Here is a 26,983-nt window from a genome sequence, read left to right as displayed (position 1 = left end):
TAGGGCGTTAGGTATTTAGAGTCATAATCAAGGATTGTCGATGAAAAAAATTATAATAATCTCGTTATCAATATTACTAGGAGCTTGTTCTACAGTAGGCTCACATGATCGCCCAAGTAGTTACTATGCTAATGATTCAAAACCTAAAGGACTTGCTAGTGATTCTTTACTTGGTGAAAACGATCAAAAAATTAATGAATTACTTTATTACCAAGTAAAATTGCCTCCTAAAAATAGAATCGCAATTTTAAAATTAAGCCAAGATAATCACTGGAAATTTTATTCTAACGACTTCACATCTCTAACCACTTCATTAGTTGATGGTTTTATTTCTGAATTAAGGTCATCTAATAAAGTATATGACGCATCATTTTTACCAGCAATGCTAGTACCTGAGAAGAGAACGGTTCCAACATTAAGAGAAGCTGCGGCAAGATTTCAAGCCGACTTATTATTAGCTTACAGAACGTCTTGTAATTCATACAATAAGTACCGTTTCATTGATCCAAATGAAACTAAAGCTTATTGCTTTGTCGAGGCAATATTACTAGATGTACGCTCAGGTATAATTACAAAGTCTGTTGTTAGTACACAGGACTTTGTTGCAAAAAAACAAAAAGAAGATGTCAACTTCTCTGAAACTGTTAAAAAAGCAGAGTTAGAGGCTATATCTAAATCATTATTAGAGGTGGCAAAACAAGTGAATAATTTCCTGTCAAATGTTGCTGTAATTGGCAAAAATACCTAACAAGTCATTTCAGCAGGACAAAAAACAGCTGGTTTTTGCTCGTGCCTCGCTAATTTTAACCAGCTATTTTATTGCCTCTGAATGAGGCGTTATGTGCAAAGATGATGATTCGAGCATTTGTAATATTAGCTGTTATTTTTTCTAGCGTGGAAGCTAACACCGTGCGCGTAGTATCTTGCAATGAAATTGACTCAGAATATATTGCGTCAATGCTTGCTACTGGAACTCTGATTAAGGCGCATGAGATAGAAAAAACTTTCCCTCGTGGAAGCCTAAAATACAGTGAAATTTGCGAAGTTCGGAACGAAATAATTATGGATGGCTTAGCTTTTACTCTATATAAACCTGATGGCAATAACGAAAGGTTTATATCTGTTTACAACGGCTTAGATGCTAGTTCTAAATTATACGGACCGTTCAAAAAGTAATTTACACATAACAAGGCCATAAAGTAACGGACATATAACAGTTGGCTGTGTTCGTTCCTCACAATTTTAGCCAACTATTATCTGGCCGCTTATGGCGGCGTTAGCCGTCTAAAGGAAGTCTGTTGAAATACGTAAGTTTATTTATTTTTATTCTATGTTTAGCATCTTGCACTTCTAATTATAGAATTCGTACGCAGTCAAATGCGGTGGAAAATAAAACAGAATTTTCATTTCCTTATTCGGCGGAAAATTTGTCTTCCAAACTAGAGCGTATATTTTCAATTCAAAACCAAATTGAGAATAAGATTCCTTTAGCGAGTAGCTTTCATAATGGAGTTTACACTGCCAAGGTTACTAAATTTAACTCTGAAACATATCAATTTGATTTTAACAATATAAGTTCTAATTTTTGGAAATCGGATTTTTATCTCGTAAATGGGGAAAAAGCGAAAACCACAGGTAAATTCCAAATTATTCTTACTCAGACAGGAGTGCAATCAACCAATGTTAAAGTTAGAGTAACTCAGTTACGGGTCATTAATGGTATTGAGTGTTGTGGCCCTCATGGGCGATATTCTCGCTATACTGATGTAGCGCCAACGACAATAGAAGAATATGCTTTTTTATATTTTATAGGTGAACAATTAGGCGTTAAAATGCCCCCTGTAAATAGAGTTAACAACGGCTAACAAGCCACTTAAGGCTCTCGCTCCGCTCTCTGGGACAGTAACACGTAGGCTCTGTCGCTTCGCTCCTAATTTTAGCCTACGTATTACTGCCCCTTAGTGGGGCTTTATAAGGCACTATGAGTTCTGCATTAATCGCAACAGTGTTGCTTGCATCAATTAACACTCCAAACTATGAAGTATCAGCTTGTGACAAGTCTAAGTTTTCTGTTAATCATGCTGTTGCCGCCAAGTGGCCTTTGATTGAAGATCATCTTCGCTTAGATGGAGGGTATGTAAAAATAGAAGCAATAGTAAACTCTGCAGGCTTTGTAACTTCACAAAAAATAGTAGATACAAAACCTCGGCGTGTATTTGATCGCTCAGCTAAAAAAGCTATGAAGCAGTGGTCATTCTCGGAGAGTAACAAAGAAGAAAGATGCTTTAATGTTGTTTTTAAATTCAAACTAGTGCGTTAAAGTACCTTATAACAAGCTAATAAATAAGGACTATGCTCCTCACCCGTTTTAGTGGACACCTCCTCATCACTTTGAGGAGGCTAACATGCCTAGATATACCCAACCCAGAAAGACATGGTTTTACCCCGTTAATTTCAAAATCAAAGCAGTCGAACTAAGCTTACGAGACGATGTCATGTCAAAGGACGTTGCCGAGGCGCTGGATATTCATCCGTTAATGCTTAGTCGTTGGCGAAAAGAATATCGAGAAGGTAAGTTTAAAAACACGCCGCGCTATCAAAGCAACAACAAAACAATGAGTAAACTCCCAACAAAAAAAGAGCTGGATAACATTCAAAAGCTTAAGAAAGAAAATGAGCGTCTCAAGCAGGAGAATGACCTGCTAAAAAAGTGGCAACGGTATCTGGCGGAAGTACATCAGAACGATTTGGATTCATCCAAAAGTTCGGACAAGCCTTAGGCGTCAAATACTTGTGTTCTTGGCTTAATGTGTCGCGTAGTGGGTTTTATGCTTGGCGTGAGCGTACAGTGTCAGCTAGAGCGCTGTCAGATGCTAATTTGTTGCTGAAGATAAAACACGTCTTCAATGTCAATCATCAAACCTATGGTAGCCCACGCGTATTTCATGCGCTAAAAAAAGAAGGTGAAACCAAAGGGGTCAAATCTTGACTTCAGACATCAAAGAGCGAACTGGAAACCAAAGGGGTCAAATCTTGACTTCAGACATCAAAGAGCGAACTGTACGAGTATTGGTTAGCAAACAAAGACTGAAGACTCAGAAACTCATTCAATTTTAGCGGTTTATTACTTTTAAACACACGTTGATTTTTTAAAACAGTAACTTTAGGTTGCTGTTTTTTTATGCCTAGTATTTAAGTTTATTTTAAGTTTGCTCAGTTATTGTAACTAATACTTAAATTCCAGAATCATTAAACCATTGAACTGACTTAGTAACTCATTTTATGTTTTAGATCATTAAGCAGTGAGCGATTAAAGGTTAGCCTGTAAACATGTACTCATACGCATAAGTGAGCTTTTAACTTTAATTCGTTTTTTAGGAGTTATTATGAATTTTAAAAACACAACGACTCATTACAATAAACTCTCTATAGCCTTACACTGGCTTATGTTTATTTTAATTGTCACTGTTTACGGCAGTATTGAACTTCGCGAATTATTTGATAAAGGCACTGAAGCCCGTGATGCCTTTAAAATGTGGCACTTTATGTTGGGTTTATCTGTGCTAGCTTTAGTTAGTGTGAGGGTAGTTGCGCGTTTAGTGAGTGGTGCAGCACCTGCCATACAACCAGAGCCTGCAAAATGGCAAAATAAATTAGCTACATTTGTTCATATTGCGCTGTATGTGTTTATGTTTGCTATGCCTATAGCTGGTTGGTTAATTTTGTGTTTAGCAGGTAAACCCATCCCGTTTTTTGGTTTAGAGTTGCCTGCATTAGCCGCTCAAAACTTTGAACTCGCTAAAAGTATTAAAGAGATACATGAAACCGCAGGGGAAGTGGGGTATTACGTAATAGGTTTACATGCGGCTGCGGCTTTATTTCACCATTATGTTTTGGCTGATAATACGGTATCGCGAATGCGTTTTCCGAAATACTAGAAATAATAAAATCAACGGAGCCAAGCTTTAATTTTGCCTTTAATGTTTGGTGACTGATATTTAGCTGGTACATCCCTAAACGTTGCGTTTTTTAAATTAAACTATTTGAGTGCGTTAGCAGCAAAGAACCAAATGTTGCTCTTTTAGCTTTAAAAGCTTTAATTAGTATTTTTATAATTATTGGGTTACTGTTTGCTAAATTCAATTTTTGAAGGCAAGGGTATGGAATTTATATATCATATTTTAAATTGGGGTTCCCCTTTAGGTTTGGGGTTATTCTTTTTTCTTTCATGTGCTGGTACTGGCATACTATTTTGGGGTTTATCTCAATTTAAAAAAAGCTCTACCACAAATCAATAACGTGGTTTGTTTTTAGTTGGGCCTTTGTTTGAACAACATTTACCGTTCAGTTGCTCAAAGGCCTTAGTTAGAACGCTTTATATTTATCCTGAATATTTGTTATTAGTACCGTCCTTATAAACTGTGTTGGTTTGGTGAGTGTACAATAGATTTTTATTTGCATAATTTGTAATTGAGCCACATAAACAATTTAACAAAATAGTCCCACGCTCTTATTTAGTTTCTCAATATTAAAAATATTATTGGGTTATCTATGTCCTGTTCATTTTTGTTTAGCTAATCTGTCATAACTAACTTCATAATAATAAAGTGCATTTGGTACTTACAAAGCGAACAAATGAACAAAATAAAATCGTTGATTACTCAATTTATTAATGCAATGCAAAAACGACCGGGCTTACTGGCTGTTTTAGCGTTCTGCTCTGGTATTGCAAGCTACGTGCTAGTTGATAGAAAGGAGTCGTTTGCGCAAGTTGTTGCTTTAGTTTTACTTATAAGCTGGTTGTGGTTAATTGTAGATAATTGGCTTCGTGATAAAGTTGAAGAACGATTTGGTGTGAGTGTTTCACCTAATGTAACACGCTTTGCTCTACAAATGATTCAGCAAGAGAGTTTGTTTTTTGCGCTGCCATTTTTTTTAGTTGTTACCCAGTGGGACCATCCTCAAGCAGTTTTTACATCACTTATTATTTTGAGTGCGGTTGCATCGGTTATTGATCCCTTCTATTACAAAAAATTAGCTAAAAATAGAACGCTATTTACGGTGTTTCATAACTTCGCTTTGTTTGTGGTTTTACTTGTTACATTGCCTATTTTGTTCAGCTTAACAACCAGTCAAAGTTTAGCTGCTGCATTAGTTATAGCCGTAGTATTAACATTACCTAGTCTTACTAATTTAATGCCTAATGCGCCGTGGTGGCGTTTACCTATTTTAGCAATAATTTTATTCAGTTTGAGTGTAGGCATATGGCAATTAAGAAGCTTTGTTCCACCTGCCGCGCTGCACCTAACAAGCATTACATTAGCGCATGAGGTAAATGAGCAAAGTAAAAAACCGATAGGAAATATTAACTCGTTAAATGAACGCTCGTTACACGCAAAAGGGCTTTATACATGGACAGCGGTAAAAGCACCGCGAGGGTTAAACGAAAAGATATTTCATGTATGGACACACAATAAAAAGCAGGTAGATAAAATAGCGCTTAATATCAGCGGTGGGCGTAAAAGTGGTTATAGAGCATGGACACACAAAGTAAATTTTCCACAAAACGCGGCAGGAAAGTGGCAAGTTAAGGTTATGACTGAATCAGGCCAGTTAATTGGTTTAACTAAATTTACGGTGACGCCTTAATACAAGCTGCACAAAAATTTGATAAGGGATAAATAAATTAATAAGGACTGTACGTATTAAAAAATTATTGTTAACTATCAAAGGGCTTGATAGGCTGTATTAGTAAACTTATTACATTTATTAAGCAAGGAAGAACGATGAACAGTGATGTTTTAATACCTCATTTACCCGAACCAACAATGTCTGCTTTGGCTACAAAAATATATGTGACTGAGGGGCAACACGTAAAAAAAGATGACACATTACTTGATGTGGAAACTGATAAAGTTGTTCTTGAAATTGTTGCTATGGCTAACGGAGTTGTCACCAAAATAAATATAAATGAAGGTGAGCAGGTTAGCTCAAACCAAGTGGTGATGCAGTTTGAATATGACGAAGTAACTGAGGAGTTAATACAAGCCCCTTTGAGTGATAAACCTGCATTTCAAAATAACACCAGCGACGTAGACCAAATTAACACCCATGATATTCAGAGCTCAGTTACTGAAACACCCATTCATAATGAAATAATAAATCTAGATCCAACGATTGATGATCCCAAACAGGCTTGCTTGGATAAACATAATGATACGCCACATACAGAATCTAAAATAGTCACCAGAGCACAGCTACCTCAAGAAGTAAGCCATAGTGGTGAGAGTAAAGGGGTATTTTATACGGTTGCTGTACTAGTGGTAGGCATTATTATTGGTGTAACAGCGAGTCGCTTTATATTTAATTAGTGGAGTAAACGCCAAAAGCGTGGGCTTTTGGCGTAAAATAAAATTAATTAGCTAATAGCCATTCACTTAACAAGCGTACACCATAGCCTGTGCCGCCAGGTGATAGTTCACCTTTTCCTTTTTTAACTAACGCGTTACCTGCAATATCAATATGAACCCAACGGGTTTCACCCGCAAAATGCTCTAAAAACGTTGCTGCAGTGGTTGCGCCAGGTCCGCCAGACCCTACGTTTGTTATGTCGGCAATGTCTGATTTAAGCATATCTTTATAACCTAATGGTAAACGCCATAGGTTTTCGTTTACCTGCTCGCCAGCAAGTGTTAGCTGATTTACGAGTGTGTCGTCTTTTGAGAAAACAGCCGCATACTCGTTACCAACGGCACGAATTTTTGAACCAGTAAGTGTAGCTACATCAATCATTATGCTTGGGTTGAAGTGCTTACGTGCATACCACATTGCATCACTTAAAACTAAACGGCCTTCGGCATCGGTGTTGAGTATTTCAACACTTAAGCCTTCAGCTGTTCGAACAACATCGCCAGGTGCTACTGCAAATTGCGAAACCATATTTGCCGCCATGCCCATCACAGCTACAACGTTTTTGTCGGCTTTGGCCATAGCCATTGCTTTAACCGTACCGAGTACAGCTGCAGCGCCTGCCATGTCTGATTTCATACGCGCGATAGATGAACCTGTTTTAATACTATAACCGCCCGAGTCGAATGTTATACCTTTACCTACTAATGCTATTGGGTCGTCGTTAGAGCCTTTATAATGGGCAACGACTAAGCGAGCACCCTGATCGCTACCGCGGCCAACGGCTTCTAATGCGCCCATACCAAGCTCTTTAAGTTGTTCAGGCTTTAAAACTGTAATGGTCACGCCTAACGATTCAAGCTCTTTTGCTGCATTTGCAAAATCAACTGGCGTCATTTCAGTGGCTACTTCAGAGGTAAGATCGCGTGCTAAAAATACACCGGCCTGAATACTTTCTAGCTGTTTATACGTCGCTTTCGTCTTTTTTGTGCTATCGACATCAAACGAGTAAGTCACTGTTTGCGTGCTAGGTATTTGTTTGTATTTTTCAAAACGATGGTCACGCAGGTTTGCGCCATGCGCAAAGTTTGCAGCAAGTAAATGGTTTGCATCAACACCCGTTACATCGTCAAATAATACATTGGCGGTATCTGCTTTATATTTAACTAATTGAGCGTGCACGTTTCCGCCTAATTTAGCAATGCGTGCTTTATTTAACTCGTTTTGTTTACCAGTTCCGACAACTAATATACGTTTATAGTTACTATTAAGCGGGGCAATCAGCTGTGTTGTTTTGGCGTATTTACCTTCAAAGTTTTCAACATCAATTATACGTTGCAGCTGTCCATTAAATTGTTTGTCGAGGTTTTTAAATTGGTTGTTTTTTCCATCTTGGCTATAAAACACAATTAATGTGTGTGCATCGTTGTCTACTTTAGAAGAAAACGAAAACTGTGCTGCGTGTGTATTTAAACTAGCGCTTATTGCCAGCGTTAAGAGAGAGGCTTTAATTATGTGTTTCATCGTTCACCTAAGATTAATTTAAAACTGTTTTTTACCTATTTTTGAGTACTTAGTTAAGTGCGATAAGTTGAAACGGCAATTAAGAGCGACGTATAACGGCATAAAAAATACGTTATAAATTTATTTGCATGTCGGTGATACTAGGCATAATGTAAAACAAAATGTTTACATGGAGTTATATTATGAAGTTTTTATTGTTTTTAGGCACTGTGCGTGAGAGCTCCCCCCCTAAACCAGTACGTCTTGGAAGTAGGGTAAGTAAAGCATGTTTATTGTGTTTGCAGTCACACTTTAGTGAACATGAATTTGAAATAATTGATGCGTTAGATTACCCAAACGATGCTGTATTTAAACCTCACTTTGCATATACACAGCACAATGCCCCGACTAAACTGAATAATTTGGCCGATAAAATTAAATCTGCTGATGGCTACATAATGATCAGCCCTGAATATAATCACTCTATGAGCCCTGCATTAGCTGATCTTCTCAATCACTTTGGTAGTTCACTGTTTTCGTATAAACCCAGTGCGATTGTTTCTTATTCTGCTGGGCAGTGGGGTGGGGTTCGTGCAGCCATTAGTATGCGCACTTTTTTATCAGAACTTGGGTGTTTACCAGTATCGTCGATGATTCATGTTCCAAAAGCACAGGATGTGTTTAACGAGCTTGGAGAGTTTGCTACTGATGATGATCAGAACTCTTGGTTTAACTACTTTTCTCGTACATTTAATCAATTAATATGGTGGGCTGAGGCCGCTAAAATACAGGCTGAATGTAAAAACCCTCATAATATGATTGCAAGCTTTAAAACAAGCCCCGCGCAGCGAAATGCGCCTAAAACAACTACTAATTAAGTTATTGTAATTTAAATTATATGTATTTGTACTGTTTGGGTCATCAAAAAGTAAAGAAACCGGTTAGGCGAAATGGAGCAAATAAGTACCCATTTACAGCTACACTGTGTTTATATACAGTGTAGCTGTTGCGTTAATAAATACTAAAACAATAAACTAAGTGTTAGGCGTGCAGTTCTGGGCTCAATAGGGTGAAAATGATTATCTTCAACGCCTTGAGCAGGCTCACCGGCTAAACGCGATGCATAATAGTAATCTATATCGTGGTCGGTACTGTTAAACAAGTTAAGTAATTCAAAGTCTACTTTCCAATGGGTTTGCTTATAGCTCACAGAGCTATTAACTACCGTTAGCGGGTTTGAGCGCTTATCACCGTCGTCTGTTAATGTGCGTTTACCAATATGGCGTACCCTGATCGATGATTGCCATTGTTTACTTAAGTGCCAATTTAAACCTGTACTTGCTACAACGGGTACAGCGCCTTCTATGTAATTGTTATTGTCATTTATATCTAAGCGAGAATGTGTAAACGAGGCTTCTAAATCAATATTAAATTGGTCATTAATCCAGTAATAGGCACTCATTTCTAACCCATACCGCTTAGACGCATCACTTGGCTCTGTATTACCTGCATCTCCGACAAACAATAGTTCTGAGTCGAGTTTTAACCACCAGAGCGCAGCTGACATATTATATTTTTTTTCATCAGCAAATCGTATTCCAATTTCAGCGCCTTCACTTTTTACTAATAGATCGACCCGTTCGGCTTGATCACCTGTTACTGGGTCGATATTTATTGTGGAGCCGCGCGCATCGTTAGAGTGAAAAGATTGCCCCCAATTTGCATAGGCAGCTAGCAATTGAGTAAAGCGATAATTTAAGCTTGCTTTAAAACTGATTAAATCATCACTTGCTTTACCTGAGTTTACGGCGGTAATACTGGTTACATTTGTATCAAAATAGTCGTACCTTACACCTGCTGTTGCTTCTAGTTTTGGGGTAAATAAAAGTTTAGACTCCCAAAAGCTTGAATAACTCGTTTGCTTGAGTGCATCTTGCCTTACAGTGCTTAGCTGCTCTCTGGCTTTAGTGTTATAAAGCCCAACGTTATCTATATCGTCGTGTTTAAGCTCAAGCCCTGCAGTGTGTTGCATGTTTATGCCTGATGTTTTAGTTTCAAACTGATAACTTAAAGTGGTGCCATAAATATTGCGGCTATCTTGCTGATTAAACTGATCGCCATTAATTGGGTCATTTAAAAAATAACTGAAATTAGAATATAGGTTTAAATCGTAATTTATTACATAAGCGCTGGCTTTCAAATGCTCCCCTTGCCAATTACCCGATAAACTATAACGACTAGAGCTGCCGCCAAGAGTGGTGTCGAGCGAGCCTAATTGTGTTATTAAGTTTTGCGAAACAGCACGCTGTGGAATTTGATCGGCTGAGTTCCATGTGTTGTCGTATGCCATTGCGCTTATTGATAGGTCACCATTAAATGCTTTACCAACATAGCGTAATAGGGCATTTTTTTTATTCACGTCTTCGTTTATGTCATCCCAAGGGCCGTCGTAGCCTTGCCATTCAGCAGCCGCAATAAGTTTACCTTTTTTAAAGTTAGTTGAGCCGAGTACTACCGCGCGTTTATAGTTATCTTCACCAATACTTAGTTCTATTTGCTGATGTTTAACATTATCAACGAGTTTAAACTGTGCACTACCAGCACTTGAAAAATCTCCTTGGCTTGCGCTATATGAACCCTTTTGATAGTTAATGGTAGAAATAGATTCGGGAATTATAAAGTTTAAATCGGTGTAACCTTGGCCGTGTCCGTGGCTACGCATGTTGATAGGCATACCATCGATACTTGTGGCAAAGTCGGTCCCATGGTCTAAGTTAAATCCTCTAATAAAGTATTGGTTTGCTTTACCTGAGCCACTGTGTTGAGTAACCGCCATCCCCGGTATGAGCTCTAACATTTCAGCACTTCTTAACATTGGGCGCTGCTCAATTTCACCTTGGCCAATAATGCCGCTAGAGGCACTGATTGATTCGCCAATTAAACCATCACGGTGCCCATATACAGTGAGCTTTTCTATATTGGCATGTACATAACCGCTATATAATGTGCCGATAGTTAAAATTGCTAATGTTTTCATCCTTAAAGTCCTATCTATTATGTTTACTATTCAGTGCTGTTTAAATTAAAACGACTAAGTAAACCTTTTGGATGCAACATTGAGTGTTTTATTATTCAAATAGGGCTTAAGTTTGAAAACTATATGGGTGCTATTGTAATGTCGTTATATAAAACTAATAATCAGAGTGTTAAAACTTACCAGTAATCACATAATTAGAGAGCCTGTATTGAAAGCCAAAGAAATTCGAAATTTTTACATTAACGAAGAGCAATCCGTATATTTGCTGTCGCATCGTGATGCTAAAAAACATCGCCAGTGGCTTAATATTTGTATTAAACAACTTACTTTGCTTGGTTATAAAAATGTAGAAATGATTGGTTCAGGTGCATTTGGGTTTGTATTTGCAGGTGAAGACGACAAAGGCTTGCCTTGGGTGTTTAAGTTTTCACGGATTACGCTTGCTCAAAGTGTACGTGACCGTCTTGAAGACGAAGCGTATATGCTTTCACAAATTAATAATCCGCTGGTGCCTAAATTTTATGCGTTTGAGCGCATTAAAAAGCAGGGCATTTTAATGATGGCGCGCGCCATAGGAGAAGACCTTGAAAAAGTGTCGCTTAAAGAGGGGCGATTTAGCGCTGCTAAAATAATGGCATTAGCCGTTAAATTACGTAATGTGTTACTTGATTTAAGTAACCACAAAAATGGGTTAAGTGCTCAACCAATTGTGCATGGAGATATAAAACCTTCAAATTTGGTGTGGGATGCGCAAACAGACGCTTTATCTTTAGTTGATTGGGGGAGTTCGGTATATGCCCAATTACACAGTAACGGTGAGCCCGTAGCCAGTAACTTTATGGATTTAATGTCGGGAGATTTAAGTACGACCAATGCGCGTATGGGTGATGTGTACTTTATAGGCGAAGCGCAAATGTCGGGTGAGCAATCATCCCCGCGGTTTGATGAGCAAGGTGTTGCAGCAACTTTATATGCATTAGCGTCTGCACAGTCTTGCCGATTTGGTGCTCAGGCTATTCCTGCAATTTCTTTAGGGCTACCTATAGAGCTCGCTAACGTTATAGATGGCATGCTCAGTAAAAGTAAAACAGTACGTGATGCTGCAGGCGATTACTTTATACGTAATATACCAACAATGGCAAAAGCGTATTTACCCGATCTTAAATTAACACAGCAAAAAGCCGCCATCCCGTTTTGGTACGGTACCGATGAAGCGCCAGATACTGTAGTTTATAGCTCGCGTAAACAGTTTTTACGCCAAGCCGACCACAACCAACAGTTACTAGATGTAAATGATGCCCAGTTAGACCGATACTACAAAGAATTTTTATTTGATACTGGCGACACCGAAAAAGCATTTTTGGCCTCCATAAGCCGGCTTGCGAAATACCCAGCCGTAGGAGGGCTTAGTTTTCATTGGAAAGATGAATCGTTGTTTATTGAGTCGTCATTAATAATGCACGATGAGTCACTAGGCAAAGCATTTACAGATTCAATAAACAATACAGTGATGTTAGCCCAAGCAATTAATCAAAAAGGGCTATTTAAATGTTGTTTATTTGATGCACGTAAAACCATTCAATTAGAGCGAGATGGAACCGGTGCATTTAAGTTTGATAGTCTTCCTGAGCTAGATTATGAAGTTGTGAGTGTTAAAGCTAACGAAATAACCCGGCCACATTCATACTTTGAAGATGGTAAAGACCCCGATGAGCAATTACAGCTTCCTAAAAAAGTAATTAAATGTGTATTTGAGCTAAACCAAATACACCATACTGGTTGTATTATTTTTGAAGCCTTGCCCGACAGAATGAAAATTCACCACTACTACAGGCTACTCGACTCGACAAAAGAGGCCGAATTTAAACGTTTGTTAAATAAACTAATGCAATATGCTGTAAACATTACCGATGTGGGCGTTGCGGGCTTTATGAAGCTACCCTATAAAAATACACGAGAGTTTGATTTATGTGCACAACAAGCTGAGCAATTCTTTCCTAAAAACCCAAAACGCGTATAACGTGTCAGCTTTTGTAATGGGTTTTATATGGCTTGGTAAATCAGCCTAATACATTAAAATAACTCACTATGCGGAGACAATGGCTCTAGCTCAAATTGATGAATAAGCTGTTGCTGTTTATTGGTAGCGGTAATTTTATAAGTTTGTTTACTACGGTTATTGGCAAATAAATTAATATTGAATTTTATATTGTTTGTCATTAGAGGTGTGAATCTGCCGGTAATGGTAATTTGATCAACAAATGTATTGTTACCGCTGTGCGCCACTTCTGGGTGTAATAACAGCCCTTCAATCGAAAAGCGATATTGCTGATCAGACAAATACACGTGCTTTTTAACCTGTTTACTAATGTGATTACGATATTTATTAAATTCAGTGAGTGAAAGTGAACCATCGTTGTTTTCGTCAACGCCTAATAATGACGACGCAGGAAGCGACAGCACAACAAACACGTGCTCTTCAACAACATTAAGGGTGCCATGTTGTGCAACTATTAAGTGAGCATGTGTTTTTTGAGATATACAAAAAGCGATAATAATTCCCCCAATGTTATGTATTAATTTTGAAAGGTTCATAACTTAAAGCTCTCCTTTTACACAACGCTGAAAAAACGGGTAAGTGTCAGTTGCATAGTAGTGATAAATACCATCTGGAAATTCCGGTGTAACGCCAATACGGCCATTGCATTCATCTAAATCGCCTGAACCTGCAACGTATTCCCAGTCTTGTGCAAATGTTCCTAATGGGTAAATGTCGGTAGAAGGTCTGTTTGTACTGACTGTGGTAACGTGTTGGTAACTGCCTGTCATTGCAACGAGTTCAGAAGTGGCGTCGGTTGGATCTGAGTAACCATAACGTGCATAAATAGGAAAGCCATCTGCAGCCCAGCCTATTAATGTCATGGTTGTTTCATTACCGCCTTGCATTGTTATAAACCCTTCGGGCATTCCATGGTAATGATACGTCCCATCTGGTTGCACATGGGCATTGTTAGCATCTGTTCCAAAACTAAATGTAGTTTGGCTTAAAGCTTCTATATTCCAGTTGCCGCTATTATCACCTAGGTCGCAATTTTCACCTGAGTCATCACAGCTACCACCTGTGCCGGCATCAATTTTAACGCCATTTAAAACAAGCCCAGTTATACCGCGAGGGCCGCCCATCATCGTAGCGGATGATGATTGAACCGGTGTTAATGTAAAGCTTTCATTTACTGATTGTTCTGCGATGGTATTGGGGTTAGCCGGATTAGGAAAAGTGCCTACGTCGTGGTCAGGAATTCCATTAGCAATGATGTCACGTGTTGTGCCTGTGCATGTCCAGTCAGCTGAGCTTGTTGTTTGTACAGAGTCAGCGTTGTTGTATTCATTGTAAGCGTACTCACATAAAACATTGTGTGTAGAACCATTTGCATCAGCATTTGAACCGTCAACTGTTGTGCTGTCAGTTATTACGTCGCTTATTGAAGTATTTTGCTCAGAACCACCGCATGCAACAAGTGATGATATTGCAGTAAAGCACACAATTAGCTTTAATTTTGTCACTGAATTTTTAGAAATACTATTTAATAGGGATGTACTCATAACTTTGAACTCACTGATAAAGAGATCAAAATATTATTCTGTAATTGTGCAAGCAATGTGCAAATATAAATGAAAATTATGCAATTAAACTTTTATATAAGACTAAACAAAGGGTTTATTATAAAATTTTGGTATATAAGTAAGTACAGGTTGGATAAATGGCAAAGTTAAAACCCAGCGTTACGCTCCAGAGTTATGGTATTTATTCAACTTGGGATAGTAGTAGCAAGGCTCTTCCACAAATTGAGCAATTCACTACCGATGTGATTGCTGAAATAGACGTAGAATTTGGGCTAATAGTAAATATAAAAAAAGCCAAAGGTGAAAAACTACATTTTTGTATTTACCACCCAGACATACCTAACGAAGAGGGGGATGTTATGCCGCCTTTTGAAGGCGTTGAGTACGTTAAAGATAACGATTGGCACTTTTATCTTGGCGATACATTGTGGGAGCCTATTGGCAATAAGCTAGGCCCATGGCGAATGACTTTAACGCTTAATAATAAAATAATTGCAGATAAAACATTTAATGTTGCATTAGAAGCGCAACAAACAGAAGTAGATTTTTGGAAAAAGCGCGGGTACTAGTTCCTAGGCACAACGGCAACATAGGTTTAAATAAGCTAAATTACTCGGTTTACATAGTTATAGTGCTGCAACGATAAGAGCTAGTTACAACAAGGCATAAAAAAAGCCAATAAAAATTGGCTTTTTAAACTCACTGTTAATTACCCCAAGGGTTACTTGGATTAGACCGTTGTTTGCGTTCTCGAGCACGTTGTTTAGTGGCTTTTTTAGCTTGAATGCGTTTTGCGTCACTAAAGCTTAGTTCACAAGGTTCACCTGGTTTATGTTCGGCCGGTATAACACGATCACGCGGCGGTAACTCGTACTGAACATCATCTGGTTTAGGCAAGTTTTTAAGGCGATAAAGGTAAAAATTTTCTACCTTTTCTTGTGCCCATTGGGTTTTACGTAAAAATTTTACAGCAGATTTAATATCCGGATTATTTTTAAAACAATTAAGCTGCAAGTAAGCGTGCAGGAGTTCCCACCCGTATTGCTCAACCAGCTCTTCCACCACTTGTTCTAGTTTTACGCCTTGCAGTGGATTATTACTGAAAAGTTCTTGGTTGCTCATAGGTGTTGCCTCGTTATTAAAATACAAAGTGTATTATAAATTTAATAACGAGGCTTTAATAGTGTAAATAGCCTAACCTTTGCAATTTACTACAACGCGGCCACGAATTTTACCTTCCATGAGTTGTTCGGCATTTTCAATTACTTGTTCGAGTGTAATTTCTGTTGAAATTTTATCTAAATAGTCAGCTTTTGCTAATGTAGCTAACCTTTCCCATGCTTCAATTCTGTCTGCTTTTGGTCGCATAACACTATCGATTCCAATAAGTGAAACACCTCGTAAAATAAAGGGCGCAACTGATGCGGGTAAATCCATGCCCTGGGCTAAACCACACGCAGTGACTACACCACCGTATTTAAGCGACGCACAAATATTTGCAAGCGTATGGCTGCCAACAGAATCGATAGCTGCAGCAAAACGTTCTTTTTGAAGTGGCTTCCCCGGGTTTGATAACTCATCTCTGTTAATTATGTGAGATGCACCAAGTTCTTTTAAGTACTCGCTTTGATCTACTCGTCCTGTGGCGGCGGTTACGTTATAGCCGAGCTGACTTAATAAATAAATAGCAAAACTGCCAACACCACCGTTTGCGCCTGTAACTAAAATTTCACCATCGTCAGGTTTAACTCCTTGTTTTTCGAGTGCTATAACGCTCAACATAGCGGTATAACCGGCAGTCCCAATTTGCATTGCTTGTTTTGGACTAATAGCAGCGGGTAGGGGAATTAACCAGTCACTATTTAGCGCTGCTTTTTGTGCAAGGCCGCCCCAATGTTTTTCGCCTACTCCAAAACCATTTAAAATAACATGATCGCCATTTTTAAATTCATCGCTGGTGGAGGTTGTTACAGTGCCTACTAAATCTATACCTGGCACCATCGGAAAGGTTCTCACTACCGGGCCTTTACCTGTAATGGCTAGACCGTCTTTATAGTTTAATGTGCTGTACAACACATTTATTATGGTATTTTCGTCAGGTAAATCATTTTCGTTAAGCTGCGATAAAGAAGCGCTGTAGTTATTGTCTTCTTTATTAATAACAATGGCTTTAATTGGGTTATTCATATCATATCCTTTTAGACCGATCGTCTTTTAATTGGTAAATAAAAATGCATTATGTAAGTAATGCACGCAAAAACATTTCAGTGTATAGCGTAAGGGGTGTACTTGACTTGGTAAGTTTTGCTCGCATTACTGCGCCTTCCCAACCAATCCAAAAGTACTCGCTCATTAATTGTGTATTTACAGTTTTAGAAATAGTGCCTTGCTGTTTAGCTTGATTTAAACAGTTTTCAATTTGTATTTGCCAAGCTGTGTAGCTTTGCAATAAGCGATTCTTAAATTCGTCGCTCAAGTGATTTAATTCTTGGTTTAAATTACCGACTAAGCAACCGCGTTTATAATCGTACTTACCCATGCCTTTAATGGCACTTTGTGTAAAGTTTACTATGCGTTCCAGCGGAGGAATATTTTGTTGATCGAGGTAATGGTTTAGCTTTGCAATAAAGTAACTGTCGTAGGCGTCAACCAACGCAATGCCATAGGCTTCTTTACTTTTAAAGTAATGGTAAAAGGAGCCTTTAGGTACTGAGGCTTTTTTTAATATTGTATCGAGTCCTGTGGCACTAAAACCAAACTCTGTTAACGTTTCTAAACCCGTGCGTATGAGTAACGCTTTGGTATCGGCGTTATCTCTGGCTATTTTAGGAGGACGGCCACGTCGTGGAGTTACTGTATTATTTTTGTTCATACCTACATATTAGACCGATCGGCTTTTAATGTGCAAGTACTAAATTCATCTGTTTAAAAATATTTTATGAATTACATTTTTGTTTGAACTTCAGTTATTTTTATTAGTCAATAATTAAGGTTGATACACAAATTGTGCGACTTAGTAATTAATGGTTTTAGATAGATGCCTAAGTTGTATATTGCGGTGGTATGACCAGGTTGATTCTTTAAATGTTAATTCATTTTTGCATCAGCAGCTTAGTTAATGTCAAACAATTTAATTGTTTTTGTTATTTGAACTTTACATTTTTATTAACTATTCATTAATTGTAGATTTCACTTATGCTACAAAATATATAATTAAAAAAGGTGAGGATAATACCGATGAAGAGACAGAAAAGAGATCGTTTAGAAAGAGCTCATTCTCAAGGTTTCAAAGCAGGTTTAGCAGGTCGTTCTAAAGAGCTATGCCCTTATCAACAGATAGATCCAAAGTCAGAGTGGTTAGGTGGATGGCGAGAGGCAATTGAAAATCGAAATATGTATAAAACCTAATTATTAGCCAAATTTAAGCAAAAAGGCCGCCAAATTGGAGGCCTTTTTGTATTTATATTGTAAATCTATTAAAAAGACGTGGTGTCTTGAAATAAACCTACTTTTAAATCTTTGGCTTCATATATTACGCGGCCGTCTACTTCAACAGTGCCATCTGCAACACCCATGAAGAGTTTACGTTTAATTACGCGTTTCATTTCAAGGCGGTAGGTTACTTTTTTAGACGTTGGAAGTATTTGGCCTGTAAATTTAACTTCACCTACACCTAAAGCGCGCCCAAGACCAGGACCACCTGACCAACCAAGATAAAAACCCACTAGTTGCCACATTGCATCAAGGCCTAAACACCCTGGCATAACAGGGTCACCTTTAAAGTGACAATCAAAAAACCAAAGGGTCGGGTCAATATCAAGCTCAGCAATTATTTCACCTTTACCGTGGCTTCCACCATCAGCATTTATAGAGGTAATGCGGTCCATCATTAACATGTTATCGCTAGGTAAACGACAGTTGCCTTCACCAAACATTTCACCTTGACCACATAGGATCAATTCTTCTTTTGTATAGCTGTTTTTAGGTTCCATAACTCTTTATCTTCGCTTAGAAATTGCCCGTACTTTAGCGTACACTTGTACGCTAAACAACTCGGAGCAGTTAAATACCTACTATATTGAGTATTAAATCATCAATCAAACAATGCGTTAGGTTTTTGCTTTATAAAACCGCGCAATTACAATCAAAAATCATTATAATTAACGCTGTCTTATAACTAGTCTAAAGGAAGTTTATGATCCTTTTTGTTAACTCACTTACTGTGATAGATTTTTCTTACTTATGTAACAAACGCGGCGCCGTTGGCGAGAGCTGGATTGTTGATTTAACTTTGCACGGTAAACTTAACGACGAGTCTATGGTGTTAGACTTTGGATTAGTTAAAAAACAAATTAAAGGTATTATTGATGAATGTATTGATCACCGTTTAGCTATTCCTAATAGCATAAATGGTTCAGTGACTGAATTTGATGATCACAAAACACTAGATTGCACTTTTGGCGACAACCACCACTTGGCAATGAGTGCACCGCATCAAGCCTATTGTATGATTGAATCCGATGAAATTAATGTGGAGTCGGTAACTGCATTTTTAGTTGATACTATTTTACCTAAGTTGCCTTCAAACATAGAAAAAATAGAGTTATCGTTAAAACCAGAACATAGCCAAAGCTTTTATTATCATTATAGTCATGGTCTTAAAAAACATGATGGCAATTGCCAGCGCATTATTCATGGTCATCGTTCTCAAATAGGTATAAGCCTAGACGGTATTTCCATGCCTCGCTTACAAAAAGAATGGGCAATGCAGTGGGAAGATATTTACCTAGCAACAAGTGAAGACCAAATAGAACCGCAAAACTTAAAGCATATTAGCGCAAGAGATAATGATGTTTGTTTTGCTTATACATCAGCTCAAGGCTATTTCGAAATGGCCATTAGTGAAACGCGCTGTGATATTTTACCGATAGACACAACCGTTGAATGTATTGCGGGGTATATTGCAGGGCAAGTTAAAGCCAAGCACCCTGAACAAAATGTTAAAATAACCGCGTATGAAGGGGTTGGCAAAGGAGCAATTAGTTATGCTTAAGTCACTTTTATCTGCGTTGGTTTTAGCAACATTTAGTGTAAATTCGTTAGCTGTTGAGCTAAAAGGGCACCTTACTCAAGGCGGCTTAGTAACAGGAAAGCTTAGTGATGTGCAGTCTGTTAGTTTAAACGACACACCGTTAAAGCTTTCAAAAAATGGTGATTTTGTATTTGGTTTTGGCCGTGACGCAAAAACAAATCATACACTTAGCTGGGTTGATACGAATGGCAAAAAGCATACCCAGAATCTTATTATTACCAAGCGTGATTACAACATTGACAAAATAACGGGTGTTGCAAAAAAATACGTTTCTCCGCCTAAATCTGTAAGTGAACGTATAAGCAGAGAAGCGGTTGCGGTAAGAAATGCCCGTGCTGTTAATTCAGACCTTACTTACTTTTTAGACCCAGTATTAAAACCTGCACAAGGGCGTATTTCGGGTGTGTATGGCAGCCAGCGTTACTTTAATGGTGAACCACGTCGCGCGCATTTTGGTTTAGATATAGCTAACAAAACTGGTTCGCCGGTGTATGCGCCAATTGGTGGCACTGTTGTTTTTGCAGAACCCGATTTATATTATTCTGGCGGAACACTTATTTTAGATCATGGCCATGGTATTACATCTACTTACATACATTTAAGTAAGTTAGATGTAAACGTGGGTGATAAAGTTAAACAAGGTAATAAAGTTGCTGAAATTGGTGCAACCGGCCGAGTTACAGGCCCGCATTTAGATTGGCGCTTTAACTGGAAAGGCGAACGCCTTGATCCAGGCTTATTAATGCAAGATACGTTAGCCAACAAAAAGTAGAGACTATGACAGACGTAAATCGCGATGCAATTATTGCTCAGCGTATAAAAGATTCAACAACATCAGTTACAAAAACGGTATTCCCAGGGCGTACCAATCATCACAATACACTATTTGGTGGCGATGCATTAGCATGGATGGACGAGGTTGCATTTATTGCTGCAACGCGTTTTTGCCGTAAGCCCTTGGTAACTATTTCTTCTGATAGAGTAGACTTTAAAGAAGCAATACCTGCAGGTACATTTGCTGAACTAATCGCTAAAGTTGTGCATGTTGGTAACACTAGCTTAAAAGTAGATGTTGATATACTGCTTGAAACAATGCACAAAGATGATAAACACTCGGCTATAAGCGGTAGTTTTACATTTGTTGCTGTAGATGATAATCATAGGCCAACACCTGTTGTTTGCGCCAAAATGATTAACGGGTTTAAGTAAAATTAATATAAAAATATAAGCACCAGAGTAGGTGCTTATATTTTAGCTGTATAAGAACACATCATACTTTAATTGTATTAAAGTTAATCTTAACATCGAAATTATGTGTAGAATAAAATTAAACAGGGAATAAGAGGCTTATTACATAATAAGCCTCTTAAATTGAAGGTTTTAGGATACTCAAAGTACCATTGCTGCAATCCAGCCAAATAGTAATAGTGGAATATTAAAGTGTATAAAGGTTGGAACTACCGAATCCCAAATATGGTCGTGCTGACCATCTGCGTTTAAACCAGATGTTGGCCCAAGTGTTGAGTCTGAAGCAGGTGAGCCCGCATCCCCTAGAGCGCCAGCAGTACCGACTAAAGCAGCTGTTGCCATTACTGAAAAACCAAGCTCTAGGCATAAAGGAACAAATAAGGTCGCAATAATTGGTACCGTTGAAAAAGAGCTTCCAATTCCCATGGTGATAAGTAAACCAACTAATAAAATTACCGCCGCTGCTATAGGCTTATTTCCATCAAACAAACTTGCACCGCTGTTGACCAAGCTTTGTATATCACCCGTCGCTTGCATAACTGATGCAAAACCTTGCGCCGATATCATGATAAAACCAATCATGGCCATCATGGCAACGCCTTTACTAAATACGTCTCCATTTTCTTCCCATTTAACTATACCAAATAGGCTAAAAATCATAACGCCTACTAAGCCGCCAAGTATCATTGAGCCACTTATATTTTGCGAAATTAACGAGATAATAACTGCAAAAGAGCCAACTAACATGACTTTTTTTGGGTTTTTTATAGGTTCATGGTTGCTCTGGTTAGTAACTGTGATCGATTTATAAGTACGTTGTTTTTTATAAGTAAAAAATACAGCAATGAGTAGACCAATAAACATTCCTAACGCAGGAATAATCATTGCTACGGGTACACTGGTATTTACAATTTGGAGGCCGTTATCTACAAGATTTTTATGTAAAATTGAATATAAGTAAATACCACCAAAACCATAGGGGAGTACCATGTAGGACGAGGCTAAACCAAATGTTAAAATACACGAGATTGCACGTCGATCGAGTTTTAATTTATTAAATACAACCAACAAAGGCGGGATCAAAATTGGGATGAACGCTATATGCACGGGCACCAAGTTTTGTGATGAGATAGCACACGTTAATATAATCATTAAAATAAAATAACTAAGTAATGTTTGGCTGCCTTGCCCTCTAGCATCTACTTCAGCTAATAATTTATCTGCTAATATGCGGGTTAAACCAGACTTTGATATTGCAACTGCGAATGCACCAAGCATTGCATAACTTAAGGCAATTTCAGCGCCTGCTGACAAACCCGAATTAAATGCATCTAAACTTTCTTTTATTCCTAAACCAGCAGTTAACCCAGCAACTAAAGCAGACAATGTCATAGCTACAATAACATTGACACGAACCAAGGTGAGCGCAAGCATTAAAATCACGCCAACAACAACAGCATTCATAGTTTTCTCTATTTTGAACTTTTAATTAATTTTATCAGATCTTTAGCTTTGGTTTTGCGCTCTTTGGTAAACGGTTTGTTAGCATAACGGCTGTTTTCGAATAAATGTTTAAATTCTATTAGCTCCTTAGACGCGTTAGGTCTTTGCTTTGCCATATGATCAAGTTGTTGTGACGGACTAAGAGAATCGACCGATGTAATTTTGTTTTTATTTCCCCAATCAAAAACTTCATTATAGGCTTTAACTATAGGGGGGAGTTTAACTGGTTTTGCTTTTGGCCAGTTTAAATACACAAAGTAAATTGCAAAACTTAACCCAGCTGTAATTAATACAACTAAAGACACCATCCAACTTTTTTTATTACCAAAGATGGATTTTAAAAAATCATTTTGTTTTTCTTGATCAAAGCCAAGCACCCAACTAGACCATTGATAATCTAGTTGCTCTAGTTCAAGCCTTAACCAGTTTATTGCTGCAAATTTACTTAAGCTAACTAAGCCGAAATCTAAATTATTTTTAAATTCTTCGTTTAGCTCTTGGTTTTGGGAAAGCGATCCATTTAAGCGCTCGGGAGCAACAACAGCAGTGGCATCAAAAATAGTCCAGCCGGTATTTTGTAAATATACTTCAACCCAAGCATGGGCGTCATATTGGCGAACAGTTAGCGTGTTATTGTCGCTATTATATTCACCACCTAAATAACCACTGACTACACGTGCAGGTATGCCCGCAACCCTAAAAATATAAGCAGCGGCACTGGCATAATGCCCGCAAAAGCCACGTTTATTATCAAATAAAAATTGGTCTAGTGTATTATCGCCACTCATTGGGGTCGGCGTTAATGTATAGGTAAAGTTTTGCTCTACAAAGTACGCTAGTAATGCGTCATAAAAAGCCTGCTCATTGGTAACTTGTTCTTTTAACTGTAAAGCAAACTTATTAGTTTTAATATTTTGCTTTAAACTTAAAAATGTATATCTATTTCTTTCAAATTCGTTAAGTGAATTTACTGAAAATTGATAACTTGCCACATCATATTGCAGGCTTTTTGCTTGGTAATTGTTTTTCCTTAATAATCCAAGCGCATTAGCGCTTACATTTTTACTATTGCTGGTTGAATAAGTTAAGCCATAAAGCCATTTTTGCGTTGCAGGTTCTGCAATGACTGAATAGTTTGCAATAAGTATGCTTTTTTCGGATATTAAGTTTTGGTTTGTTTGTTGGTTATTGTATTTTAAAAAATCAGACGCAAGCCATGCATTGCCATTAAATTCATCATGAATAATTGCACGCCAATAGTAAGGTGTTGCAGGCGGGGGATTATTAAAAGTAGCTCTAAATACTAGTTCATCTGAGTTAGACAATTTAGCAATATCAAACGGATCTACTTGCTCAGAAAGCCCAGTTTTAGCAAGTTTTGGCCCGGGTAACTGCCAAAACGCAGGCATTTTTGGTAAAAACAACAGTAAAAAAACAGCCAGTGGTAACGCCATTAATAATAACTTTGAACTTTGTTTAGCGCTTATTTTTAAGTTGTGTTTAGATTCTAATAAACCCATTACTGAAAAATTTAATACATATAAAAAGCTAACAACAGCAGTGGTAAATATAGTTTGGCTAAATAAGTAAACCGACGACAATGAAAAAAAAGTAAGCGTTGTAATTACCTGAAAATGCTTTTTATTTTTAGCTTGTAAAAGTTTAAATAAGCTTGATAACAACAGCATGGCCACAAACAATATTACAGTATCGGACATTCCTATTGTAAATATCATTAAACCCAAAGCACCAGCGGCAAGTATGTTTGCAAGCCATGCATTAGGCTTTGCGGTATTTTTGGCTGTAATAACTGCATTCCATAGGCATAAGCCAGCTAATACACTAATAAATGGGAGTGGCAGGTGTGCTATAAAAAATAGAACTAAACAGGCGTAGATAAAACACAAAGAGAAGTTAATAACTTTTTCATTTTTAAGTTCAATCATTGCTTTTCACCTACAAATGAACTTAAGCATTCTAAACAGTGTTGCTTATGGGCTTGTCCGGTATTAATACTGATTAATTTATTTGGCAGTTTTAACATGAAAGGGGTGTTGTGTTCAGTGGCTTCACACACTAAATAACACAACTGGCTAAGGCGTTGCTCTGTAGCACCACTCATTAAATTAAAATCAAACAAAGCATCAGTGGCTTTAAAATCTACAAAGTCTTTGACTAATAATTGCTTTGTTTTAGCGAAGTGTTTCCACGATATTCTGCTTAAGCCCATTTCGGGTTGATGAATTAATAGATTGTCGAATTCTTCAGTTCCCGACTTTTTTGTCATTCCATTTTGTGTATATTCATCTTCTGAAGAAATGTGTGCATCGCTTAATACGTATTCGTGCGCAGGGTAAACATAAGTTTTAGTGTGTACTTGTAAATAGCTCCATACAGATACCAAACCAAAAGGATAGTTACTGGCTATTTTTATTCGTTCTAATTTGTAGCAACCTCGTGTTTCATACGGAAGCGGTAAACTGCTACTAATCGATTTATTTGAAATTTCATCATGATGTGTACTTGCTTTAAAATCATTGTTATAGGTAATAGAGAGCGATTGGCAGATTGAATTACTATGTAAGTTCAATTTTAAAATGGGTTGTTGTGGAGAAAAACTAGGTAATACTTTATCAAAAGTTACTGTTAAGCCTTTCGCATTGCTGTAGCCCATAAAAACTGCTAATACAATGACCACGAACATCAGATACGACATGATCAAAATTAAATTATTTTGATAATTTATACCCATTACAAAGTTTAAAATAGCCACAATAATAAAATACCACCCAAGGGATGATGGCAAAACATAGATTGTGTTGTGCTCTAACGTAATTGAATTTTTTTGGTGTTTATGTTTTAAAAATTTATCAAAAACAGTACGTTTTAAAGATGCAAATATGCTTAAGCGTTTTGGTTTTTTAGATGGCATAAAAGCTACACCGGAACCGGCACAGCATTTAAAATGTCATTCACTTGAGCTTCACCCGATTCATTATGCAAACCTAAGCGGTGCTGGCACACACTTGTAAAAACTGCTTGTATATCTTCAGGAATTACATAATCGCGTCCATCAATATAAGCCCATGATTTAGCAGCCTTAGCTAACGCAATGCTTGCTCGAGGTGATAATGAAGACGCAAACGCATTGCTGCTTCTTGTATAATTAACAAGCTCTATAATGTAATCAACAATGGGAGTACTAAGTGTAACTTCACTAATTTGTGCCTGAATTTGTTTTAATTGCTGCTTATCTATCCGTTTAGGAAGTTGGCTGTAGTCGCGTTTTTGCATATTTAAAATTAAACGTTTTTCAGCTTCTTTTTGAGGAAAACCAAGGCTTATACGCATTAAAAATCGGTCTAACTGAGATTCCGGTAACGGATAAGTACCCGATTGGTATAAAGGATTTTGCGTAGCAATAACAAAAAATGGATCTGGAAGGCTATACTTTTTGCCATCAACAGTGACTTGTTGTTCTTCCATGGCTTCAAGTAATGCACTTTGTGTTTTTGGCCCTGTACGGTTTATTTCGTCAGCTAATACAACTTGACTAAAAATAGGGCCTTTATGAAACGTAAAGCTGTGATCGTTACTATTAAATACATTTGTACCGAGTATATCGGCAGGTAGTAAGTCACTTGTAAATTGAATTCGTTGATAAGATAAGCCAAGTACTGCCGCTAAACCATGAGAAAGCGTGGTTTTTCCCATGCCAGGCAAGTCTTCAATTAGTAAGTGTCCTTCGCTGAACAAGCAAGTTAGTGCTAATTTTATCTGTTTTTGTTTTCCAAAAATAACATCTGATAAGTCTTCAATAATCGCTTTAACGGAGCTTTGCATGCTAACCTTTTATTATTCTATGTGTTCGAGACGTTTCATTACGGTATCAACTTTTTTTGCATTAAAAGGTTTTGCTATAAACCCTTTAGCTCCAAGCTCCCAAGTATTCTGAACATTTTCTAAGCTGTTATGACCTGAGCACATAACTACATGTGCGTTTGGGTAGGTTATATTAATAAATTCTAAAATATCAGTCCCATCAGAGTCGGGTAAGTCTACATCTAAAAAAATCACATTAGGGCATTTTTTATCAATAACTGGCTTGGCAGAGCTAAAATCCGTGCTTTCTAAAATATCTTCATAACCCAGTTCGGTTAATATTTGGTTTAGGTAATCACGGATTTCTTTAACATCGTCAATGATGAGGATAGGCTCTAAAGGGCGAACAAATTCCATATGTAAGTTACTTCTTTTAATACTTCTTAAGTACATTAATATTAAGCTATGACCATAATAACCTCAAGAACGTTGCTTAAAAAATCACAATACATCCATACTTTTGTTGATTTTGTATTCTACTTAAAAAATATCAAAACAACACTCAATTCTACTACTTTCTAATTAATTTAAAAGTTATCCATTTTATAAACACCCGCACACTCGTTTTTTCAACCACATCTAATAAATTTACAAGTCATTGATATTAAGACTTTTAAATTAACAATTCTAATTTTGTAAATGTTTTGTAATAAAAAAATCGTTGACCTATTAAAATCATTCTGTGA

At 37.5% G+C, this 26,983-nt stretch carries 27 protein-coding genes and 1 pseudogene; 15 read left to right on the top strand and 13 right to left on the bottom strand.

The window, feature by feature from the left end:
* Window positions 1–40 precede the first annotated feature (40 nt).
* From PMAN_RS06845 to PMAN_RS06810, 8 genes and pseudogenes are all read left to right on the top strand, one after another.
* Window positions 41–748 carry a hypothetical protein gene (locus tag PMAN_RS06845; protein WP_010557378.1) on the top strand — a complete coding sequence of 236 codons (708 nt, stop codon included), beginning with the start codon at window positions 41–43 and terminating at the stop codon, window positions 746–748.
* 101 nt (window positions 749–849) lie between these two features.
* Window positions 850–1,176 (top strand): hypothetical protein, encoded by a 327-nt coding sequence (locus PMAN_RS06840; RefSeq protein ID WP_010557377.1) that lies wholly within the window; start codon window positions 850–852, stop codon window positions 1,174–1,176.
* Between the two features lie 122 nt (window positions 1,177–1,298).
* Window positions 1,299–1,865, top strand: a complete 567-nt coding sequence (locus PMAN_RS06835) for a hypothetical protein (RefSeq protein ID WP_198434403.1) — start codon at window positions 1,299–1,301, stop codon at window positions 1,863–1,865.
* 116 nt (window positions 1,866–1,981) lie between these two features.
* The gene (locus PMAN_RS06830) at window positions 1,982–2,320 is read left to right on the top strand and encodes a TonB family protein (RefSeq protein WP_010557375.1); all 339 of its coding nucleotides are present in this window, start codon (window positions 1,982–1,984) and stop codon (window positions 2,318–2,320) included.
* Window positions 2,321–2,405: 85 nt separating this feature from the next.
* Window positions 2,406–2,983: pseudogene (locus tag PMAN_RS06825) on the top strand (transposase); the annotation flags it as partial.
* A gap of 403 nt (window positions 2,984–3,386) precedes the next feature.
* Complete coding sequence (locus PMAN_RS06820; RefSeq protein WP_010556527.1) at window positions 3,387–3,938, top strand: cytochrome b; 552 nt, start codon at window positions 3,387–3,389, stop codon at window positions 3,936–3,938.
* 697 nt (window positions 3,939–4,635) lie between these two features.
* Complete coding sequence (locus tag PMAN_RS06815) at window positions 4,636–5,649, top strand: DUF5924 family protein (RefSeq protein ID WP_010556526.1); 1,014 nt, start codon at window positions 4,636–4,638, stop codon at window positions 5,647–5,649.
* A gap of 137 nt (window positions 5,650–5,786) precedes the next feature.
* On the top strand, window positions 5,787–6,371 hold the full coding sequence (locus PMAN_RS06810; protein WP_010556525.1) for a lipoyl domain-containing protein: 585 nt from the start codon (window positions 5,787–5,789) through the stop codon (window positions 6,369–6,371).
* Window positions 6,372–6,414: 43 nt separating this feature from the next.
* Here the strand turns inward: PMAN_RS06810 and PMAN_RS06805 are convergent, their stop codons facing one another.
* Window positions 6,415–7,932, bottom strand: coding sequence for a leucyl aminopeptidase family protein (locus tag PMAN_RS06805; protein WP_010556524.1), 1,518 nt, complete (start codon window positions 7,930–7,932; stop codon window positions 6,415–6,417).
* 182 nt (window positions 7,933–8,114) lie between these two features.
* Between PMAN_RS06805 and PMAN_RS06800 the strand changes: the two genes are divergently transcribed.
* Window positions 8,115–8,789 (top strand): NADPH-dependent FMN reductase, encoded by a 675-nt coding sequence (locus PMAN_RS06800; protein WP_010556523.1) that lies wholly within the window; start codon window positions 8,115–8,117, stop codon window positions 8,787–8,789.
* 143 nt (window positions 8,790–8,932) lie between these two features.
* On the opposite strand, the gene PMAN_RS06795 is transcribed toward PMAN_RS06800, so the two are convergent.
* Window positions 8,933–10,948, bottom strand: a complete 2,016-nt coding sequence (locus PMAN_RS06795; protein WP_010556522.1) for a TonB-dependent receptor — start codon at window positions 10,946–10,948, stop codon at window positions 8,933–8,935.
* A gap of 208 nt (window positions 10,949–11,156) precedes the next feature.
* On the opposite strand from PMAN_RS06795, the gene PMAN_RS06790 reads away from it, so the two are divergent.
* A complete protein-coding gene (locus PMAN_RS06790; protein WP_010556521.1) occupies window positions 11,157–12,968 on the top strand; it encodes a protein kinase domain-containing protein in 1,812 nt (603 codons plus the stop codon).
* A gap of 53 nt (window positions 12,969–13,021) precedes the next feature.
* On the opposite strand, the gene PMAN_RS06785 is transcribed toward PMAN_RS06790, so the two are convergent.
* Window positions 13,022–13,543 carry a hypothetical protein gene (locus tag PMAN_RS06785; protein WP_010556520.1) on the bottom strand — a complete coding sequence of 174 codons (522 nt, stop codon included), beginning with the start codon at window positions 13,541–13,543 and terminating at the stop codon, window positions 13,022–13,024.
* A 3-nt stretch (window positions 13,544–13,546) separates the two neighbouring features.
* Entirely contained in the window at window positions 13,547–14,551 is a 1,005-nt protein-coding gene (locus PMAN_RS06780) for a YHYH protein (protein WP_010556519.1), read from the bottom strand.
* Between the two features lie 158 nt (window positions 14,552–14,709).
* Here PMAN_RS06780 and PMAN_RS06775 point away from each other — a divergent pair, with 158 nt between their 5' ends.
* The gene (locus PMAN_RS06775; RefSeq protein WP_010556518.1) at window positions 14,710–15,141 is read left to right on the top strand and encodes a DUF3859 domain-containing protein; all 432 of its coding nucleotides are present in this window, start codon (window positions 14,710–14,712) and stop codon (window positions 15,139–15,141) included.
* A 136-nt stretch (window positions 15,142–15,277) separates the two neighbouring features.
* On the opposite strand, the gene PMAN_RS06770 is transcribed toward PMAN_RS06775, so the two are convergent.
* The 3 genes from PMAN_RS06770 to acuR all read right to left on the bottom strand — a co-directional run bounded on the left by PMAN_RS06770 (window position 15,278) and on the right by acuR (window position 17,444).
* Window positions 15,278–15,694 carry a VF530 family protein gene (locus PMAN_RS06770; protein ID WP_008126969.1) on the bottom strand — a complete coding sequence of 139 codons (417 nt, stop codon included), beginning with the start codon at window positions 15,692–15,694 and terminating at the stop codon, window positions 15,278–15,280.
* Window positions 15,695–15,766: 72 nt separating this feature from the next.
* Window positions 15,767–16,759, bottom strand: a complete 993-nt coding sequence (gene acuI, locus PMAN_RS06765) for an acrylyl-CoA reductase (NADPH) (protein ID WP_010556517.1) — start codon at window positions 16,757–16,759, stop codon at window positions 15,767–15,769.
* 49 nt (window positions 16,760–16,808) lie between these two features.
* Window positions 16,809–17,444 carry an acrylate utilization transcriptional regulator AcuR gene (gene acuR, locus PMAN_RS06760; protein WP_010556516.1) on the bottom strand — a complete coding sequence of 212 codons (636 nt, stop codon included), beginning with the start codon at window positions 17,442–17,444 and terminating at the stop codon, window positions 16,809–16,811.
* A 365-nt stretch (window positions 17,445–17,809) separates the two neighbouring features.
* Between acuR and rmf the strand changes: the two genes are divergently transcribed.
* Entirely contained in the window at window positions 17,810–17,980 is a 171-nt protein-coding gene (gene rmf / locus PMAN_RS06755) for a ribosome modulation factor (RefSeq protein WP_004586522.1), read from the top strand.
* A gap of 68 nt (window positions 17,981–18,048) precedes the next feature.
* Here rmf and fabA read toward each other — a convergent pair whose 3' ends face one another.
* Window positions 18,049–18,564: a bifunctional 3-hydroxydecanoyl-ACP dehydratase/trans-2-decenoyl-ACP isomerase gene (gene fabA / locus PMAN_RS06750; protein WP_006792937.1), complete on the bottom strand. Its 516-nt coding sequence runs from the start codon at window positions 18,562–18,564 to the stop codon at window positions 18,049–18,051.
* A 203-nt stretch (window positions 18,565–18,767) separates the two neighbouring features.
* Between fabA and PMAN_RS06745 the strand changes: the two genes are divergently transcribed.
* The 3 genes from PMAN_RS06745 to PMAN_RS06735 are packed head-to-tail and all read left to right on the top strand — an operon-like array spanning window position 18,768 to window position 20,873.
* Window positions 18,768–19,625 (top strand): 6-carboxytetrahydropterin synthase, encoded by an 858-nt coding sequence (locus tag PMAN_RS06745; RefSeq protein ID WP_010556515.1) that lies wholly within the window; start codon window positions 18,768–18,770, stop codon window positions 19,623–19,625.
* The gene (locus PMAN_RS06740; RefSeq protein ID WP_010556514.1) at window positions 19,618–20,436 is read left to right on the top strand and encodes a M23 family metallopeptidase; all 819 of its coding nucleotides are present in this window, start codon (window positions 19,618–19,620) and stop codon (window positions 20,434–20,436) included. The genes PMAN_RS06745 and PMAN_RS06740 overlap by 8 nt, the downstream gene beginning before the upstream one ends.
* Window positions 20,437–20,441: 5 nt before the next feature.
* On the top strand, window positions 20,442–20,873 hold the full coding sequence (locus tag PMAN_RS06735) for an acyl-CoA thioesterase (protein WP_006792940.1): 432 nt from the start codon (window positions 20,442–20,444) through the stop codon (window positions 20,871–20,873).
* Between the two features lie 180 nt (window positions 20,874–21,053).
* Here PMAN_RS06735 and PMAN_RS06730 read toward each other — a convergent pair whose 3' ends face one another.
* Genes PMAN_RS06730 through PMAN_RS06710 form a run of 5 tightly spaced genes read right to left on the bottom strand, consistent with a single transcriptional unit; the run spans window position 21,054 to window position 26,654 of the window.
* The gene (locus PMAN_RS06730) at window positions 21,054–22,376 is read right to left on the bottom strand and encodes a Na+/H+ antiporter family protein (RefSeq protein WP_010556513.1); all 1,323 of its coding nucleotides are present in this window, start codon (window positions 22,374–22,376) and stop codon (window positions 21,054–21,056) included.
* 8 nt (window positions 22,377–22,384) lie between these two features.
* Window positions 22,385–24,361: a transglutaminase TgpA family protein gene (locus tag PMAN_RS06725; protein WP_010556512.1), complete on the bottom strand. Its 1,977-nt coding sequence runs from the start codon at window positions 24,359–24,361 to the stop codon at window positions 22,385–22,387.
* Complete coding sequence (locus PMAN_RS06720) at window positions 24,358–25,347, bottom strand: DUF58 domain-containing protein (RefSeq protein WP_010556511.1); 990 nt, start codon at window positions 25,345–25,347, stop codon at window positions 24,358–24,360. Before PMAN_RS06720 ends, PMAN_RS06725 begins: the two co-directional genes overlap by 4 nt.
* Before the next feature lie 5 nt (window positions 25,348–25,352).
* Window positions 25,353–26,258 (bottom strand): AAA family ATPase, encoded by a 906-nt coding sequence (locus PMAN_RS06715; RefSeq protein WP_010556510.1) that lies wholly within the window; start codon window positions 26,256–26,258, stop codon window positions 25,353–25,355.
* A gap of 12 nt (window positions 26,259–26,270) precedes the next feature.
* Window positions 26,271–26,654, bottom strand: a complete 384-nt coding sequence (locus tag PMAN_RS06710; RefSeq protein WP_010556509.1) for a response regulator — start codon at window positions 26,652–26,654, stop codon at window positions 26,271–26,273.
* Window positions 26,655–26,983 lie beyond the last annotated feature (329 nt).

The organism is Pseudoalteromonas marina, from assembly GCF_000238335.3.
In the GTDB taxonomy this organism is placed as follows: Bacteria; Pseudomonadota; Gammaproteobacteria; order Enterobacterales; family Alteromonadaceae; genus Pseudoalteromonas; species Pseudoalteromonas marina.
This window is presented reverse-complemented; position numbering and strand designations above follow the sequence as displayed.

Bases quoted from the DNA above. Each gene is read 5' to 3' on its own strand.
- PMAN_RS06845 (WP_010557378.1), top strand. From the start codon at position 41: ATGAAAAAAATTATAATAATCTCGTTATCAATATTACTAGGAGCTTGT.
- PMAN_RS06840 (WP_010557377.1), top strand. From the start codon at position 850: ATGATGATTCGAGCATTTGTAATATTAGCTGTTATTTTTTCTAGCGTG.
- PMAN_RS06830 (WP_010557375.1), top strand. From the start codon at position 1,982: ATGAGTTCTGCATTAATCGCAACAGTGTTGCTTGCATCAATTAACACT.
- PMAN_RS06820 (WP_010556527.1), top strand. From the start codon at position 3,387: ATGAATTTTAAAAACACAACGACTCATTACAATAAACTCTCTATAGCC.
- PMAN_RS06815 (WP_010556526.1), top strand. From the start codon at position 4,636: ATGAACAAAATAAAATCGTTGATTACTCAATTTATTAATGCAATGCAA.
- PMAN_RS06810 (WP_010556525.1), top strand. From the start codon at position 5,787: ATGAACAGTGATGTTTTAATACCTCATTTACCCGAACCAACAATGTCT.
- PMAN_RS06805 (WP_010556524.1), bottom strand. From the start codon at position 7,932: ATGAAACACATAATTAAAGCCTCTCTCTTAACGCTGGCAATAAGCGCT.
- PMAN_RS06800 (WP_010556523.1), top strand. From the start codon at position 8,115: ATGAAGTTTTTATTGTTTTTAGGCACTGTGCGTGAGAGCTCCCCCCCT.
- PMAN_RS06795 (WP_010556522.1), bottom strand. From the start codon at position 10,948: ATGAAAACATTAGCAATTTTAACTATCGGCACATTATATAGCGGTTAT.
- PMAN_RS06785 (WP_010556520.1), bottom strand. From the start codon at position 13,543: ATGAACCTTTCAAAATTAATACATAACATTGGGGGAATTATTATCGCT.
- PMAN_RS06780 (WP_010556519.1), bottom strand. From the start codon at position 14,551: ATGAGTACATCCCTATTAAATAGTATTTCTAAAAATTCAGTGACAAAA.
- PMAN_RS06775 (WP_010556518.1), top strand. From the start codon at position 14,710: ATGGCAAAGTTAAAACCCAGCGTTACGCTCCAGAGTTATGGTATTTAT.
- PMAN_RS06770 (WP_008126969.1), bottom strand. From the start codon at position 15,694: ATGAGCAACCAAGAACTTTTCAGTAATAATCCACTGCAAGGCGTAAAA.
- acuI (WP_010556517.1), bottom strand. From the start codon at position 16,759: ATGAATAACCCAATTAAAGCCATTGTTATTAATAAAGAAGACAATAAC.
- acuR (WP_010556516.1), bottom strand. From the start codon at position 17,444: ATGAACAAAAATAATACAGTAACTCCACGACGTGGCCGTCCTCCTAAA.
- rmf (WP_004586522.1), top strand. From the start codon at position 17,810: ATGAAGAGACAGAAAAGAGATCGTTTAGAAAGAGCTCATTCTCAAGGT.
- fabA (WP_006792937.1), bottom strand. From the start codon at position 18,564: ATGGAACCTAAAAACAGCTATACAAAAGAAGAATTGATCCTATGTGGT.
- PMAN_RS06745 (WP_010556515.1), top strand. From the start codon at position 18,768: ATGATCCTTTTTGTTAACTCACTTACTGTGATAGATTTTTCTTACTTA.
- PMAN_RS06740 (WP_010556514.1), top strand. From the start codon at position 19,618: ATGCTTAAGTCACTTTTATCTGCGTTGGTTTTAGCAACATTTAGTGTA.
- PMAN_RS06735 (WP_006792940.1), top strand. From the start codon at position 20,442: ATGACAGACGTAAATCGCGATGCAATTATTGCTCAGCGTATAAAAGAT.
- PMAN_RS06730 (WP_010556513.1), bottom strand. From the start codon at position 22,376: ATGAATGCTGTTGTTGTTGGCGTGATTTTAATGCTTGCGCTCACCTTG.
- PMAN_RS06725 (WP_010556512.1), bottom strand. From the start codon at position 24,361: ATGATTGAACTTAAAAATGAAAAAGTTATTAACTTCTCTTTGTGTTTT.
- PMAN_RS06720 (WP_010556511.1), bottom strand. From the start codon at position 25,347: ATGCCATCTAAAAAACCAAAACGCTTAAGCATATTTGCATCTTTAAAA.
- PMAN_RS06715 (WP_010556510.1), bottom strand. From the start codon at position 26,258: ATGCAAAGCTCCGTTAAAGCGATTATTGAAGACTTATCAGATGTTATT.
- PMAN_RS06710 (WP_010556509.1), bottom strand. From the start codon at position 26,654: ATGGAATTTGTTCGCCCTTTAGAGCCTATCCTCATCATTGACGATGTT.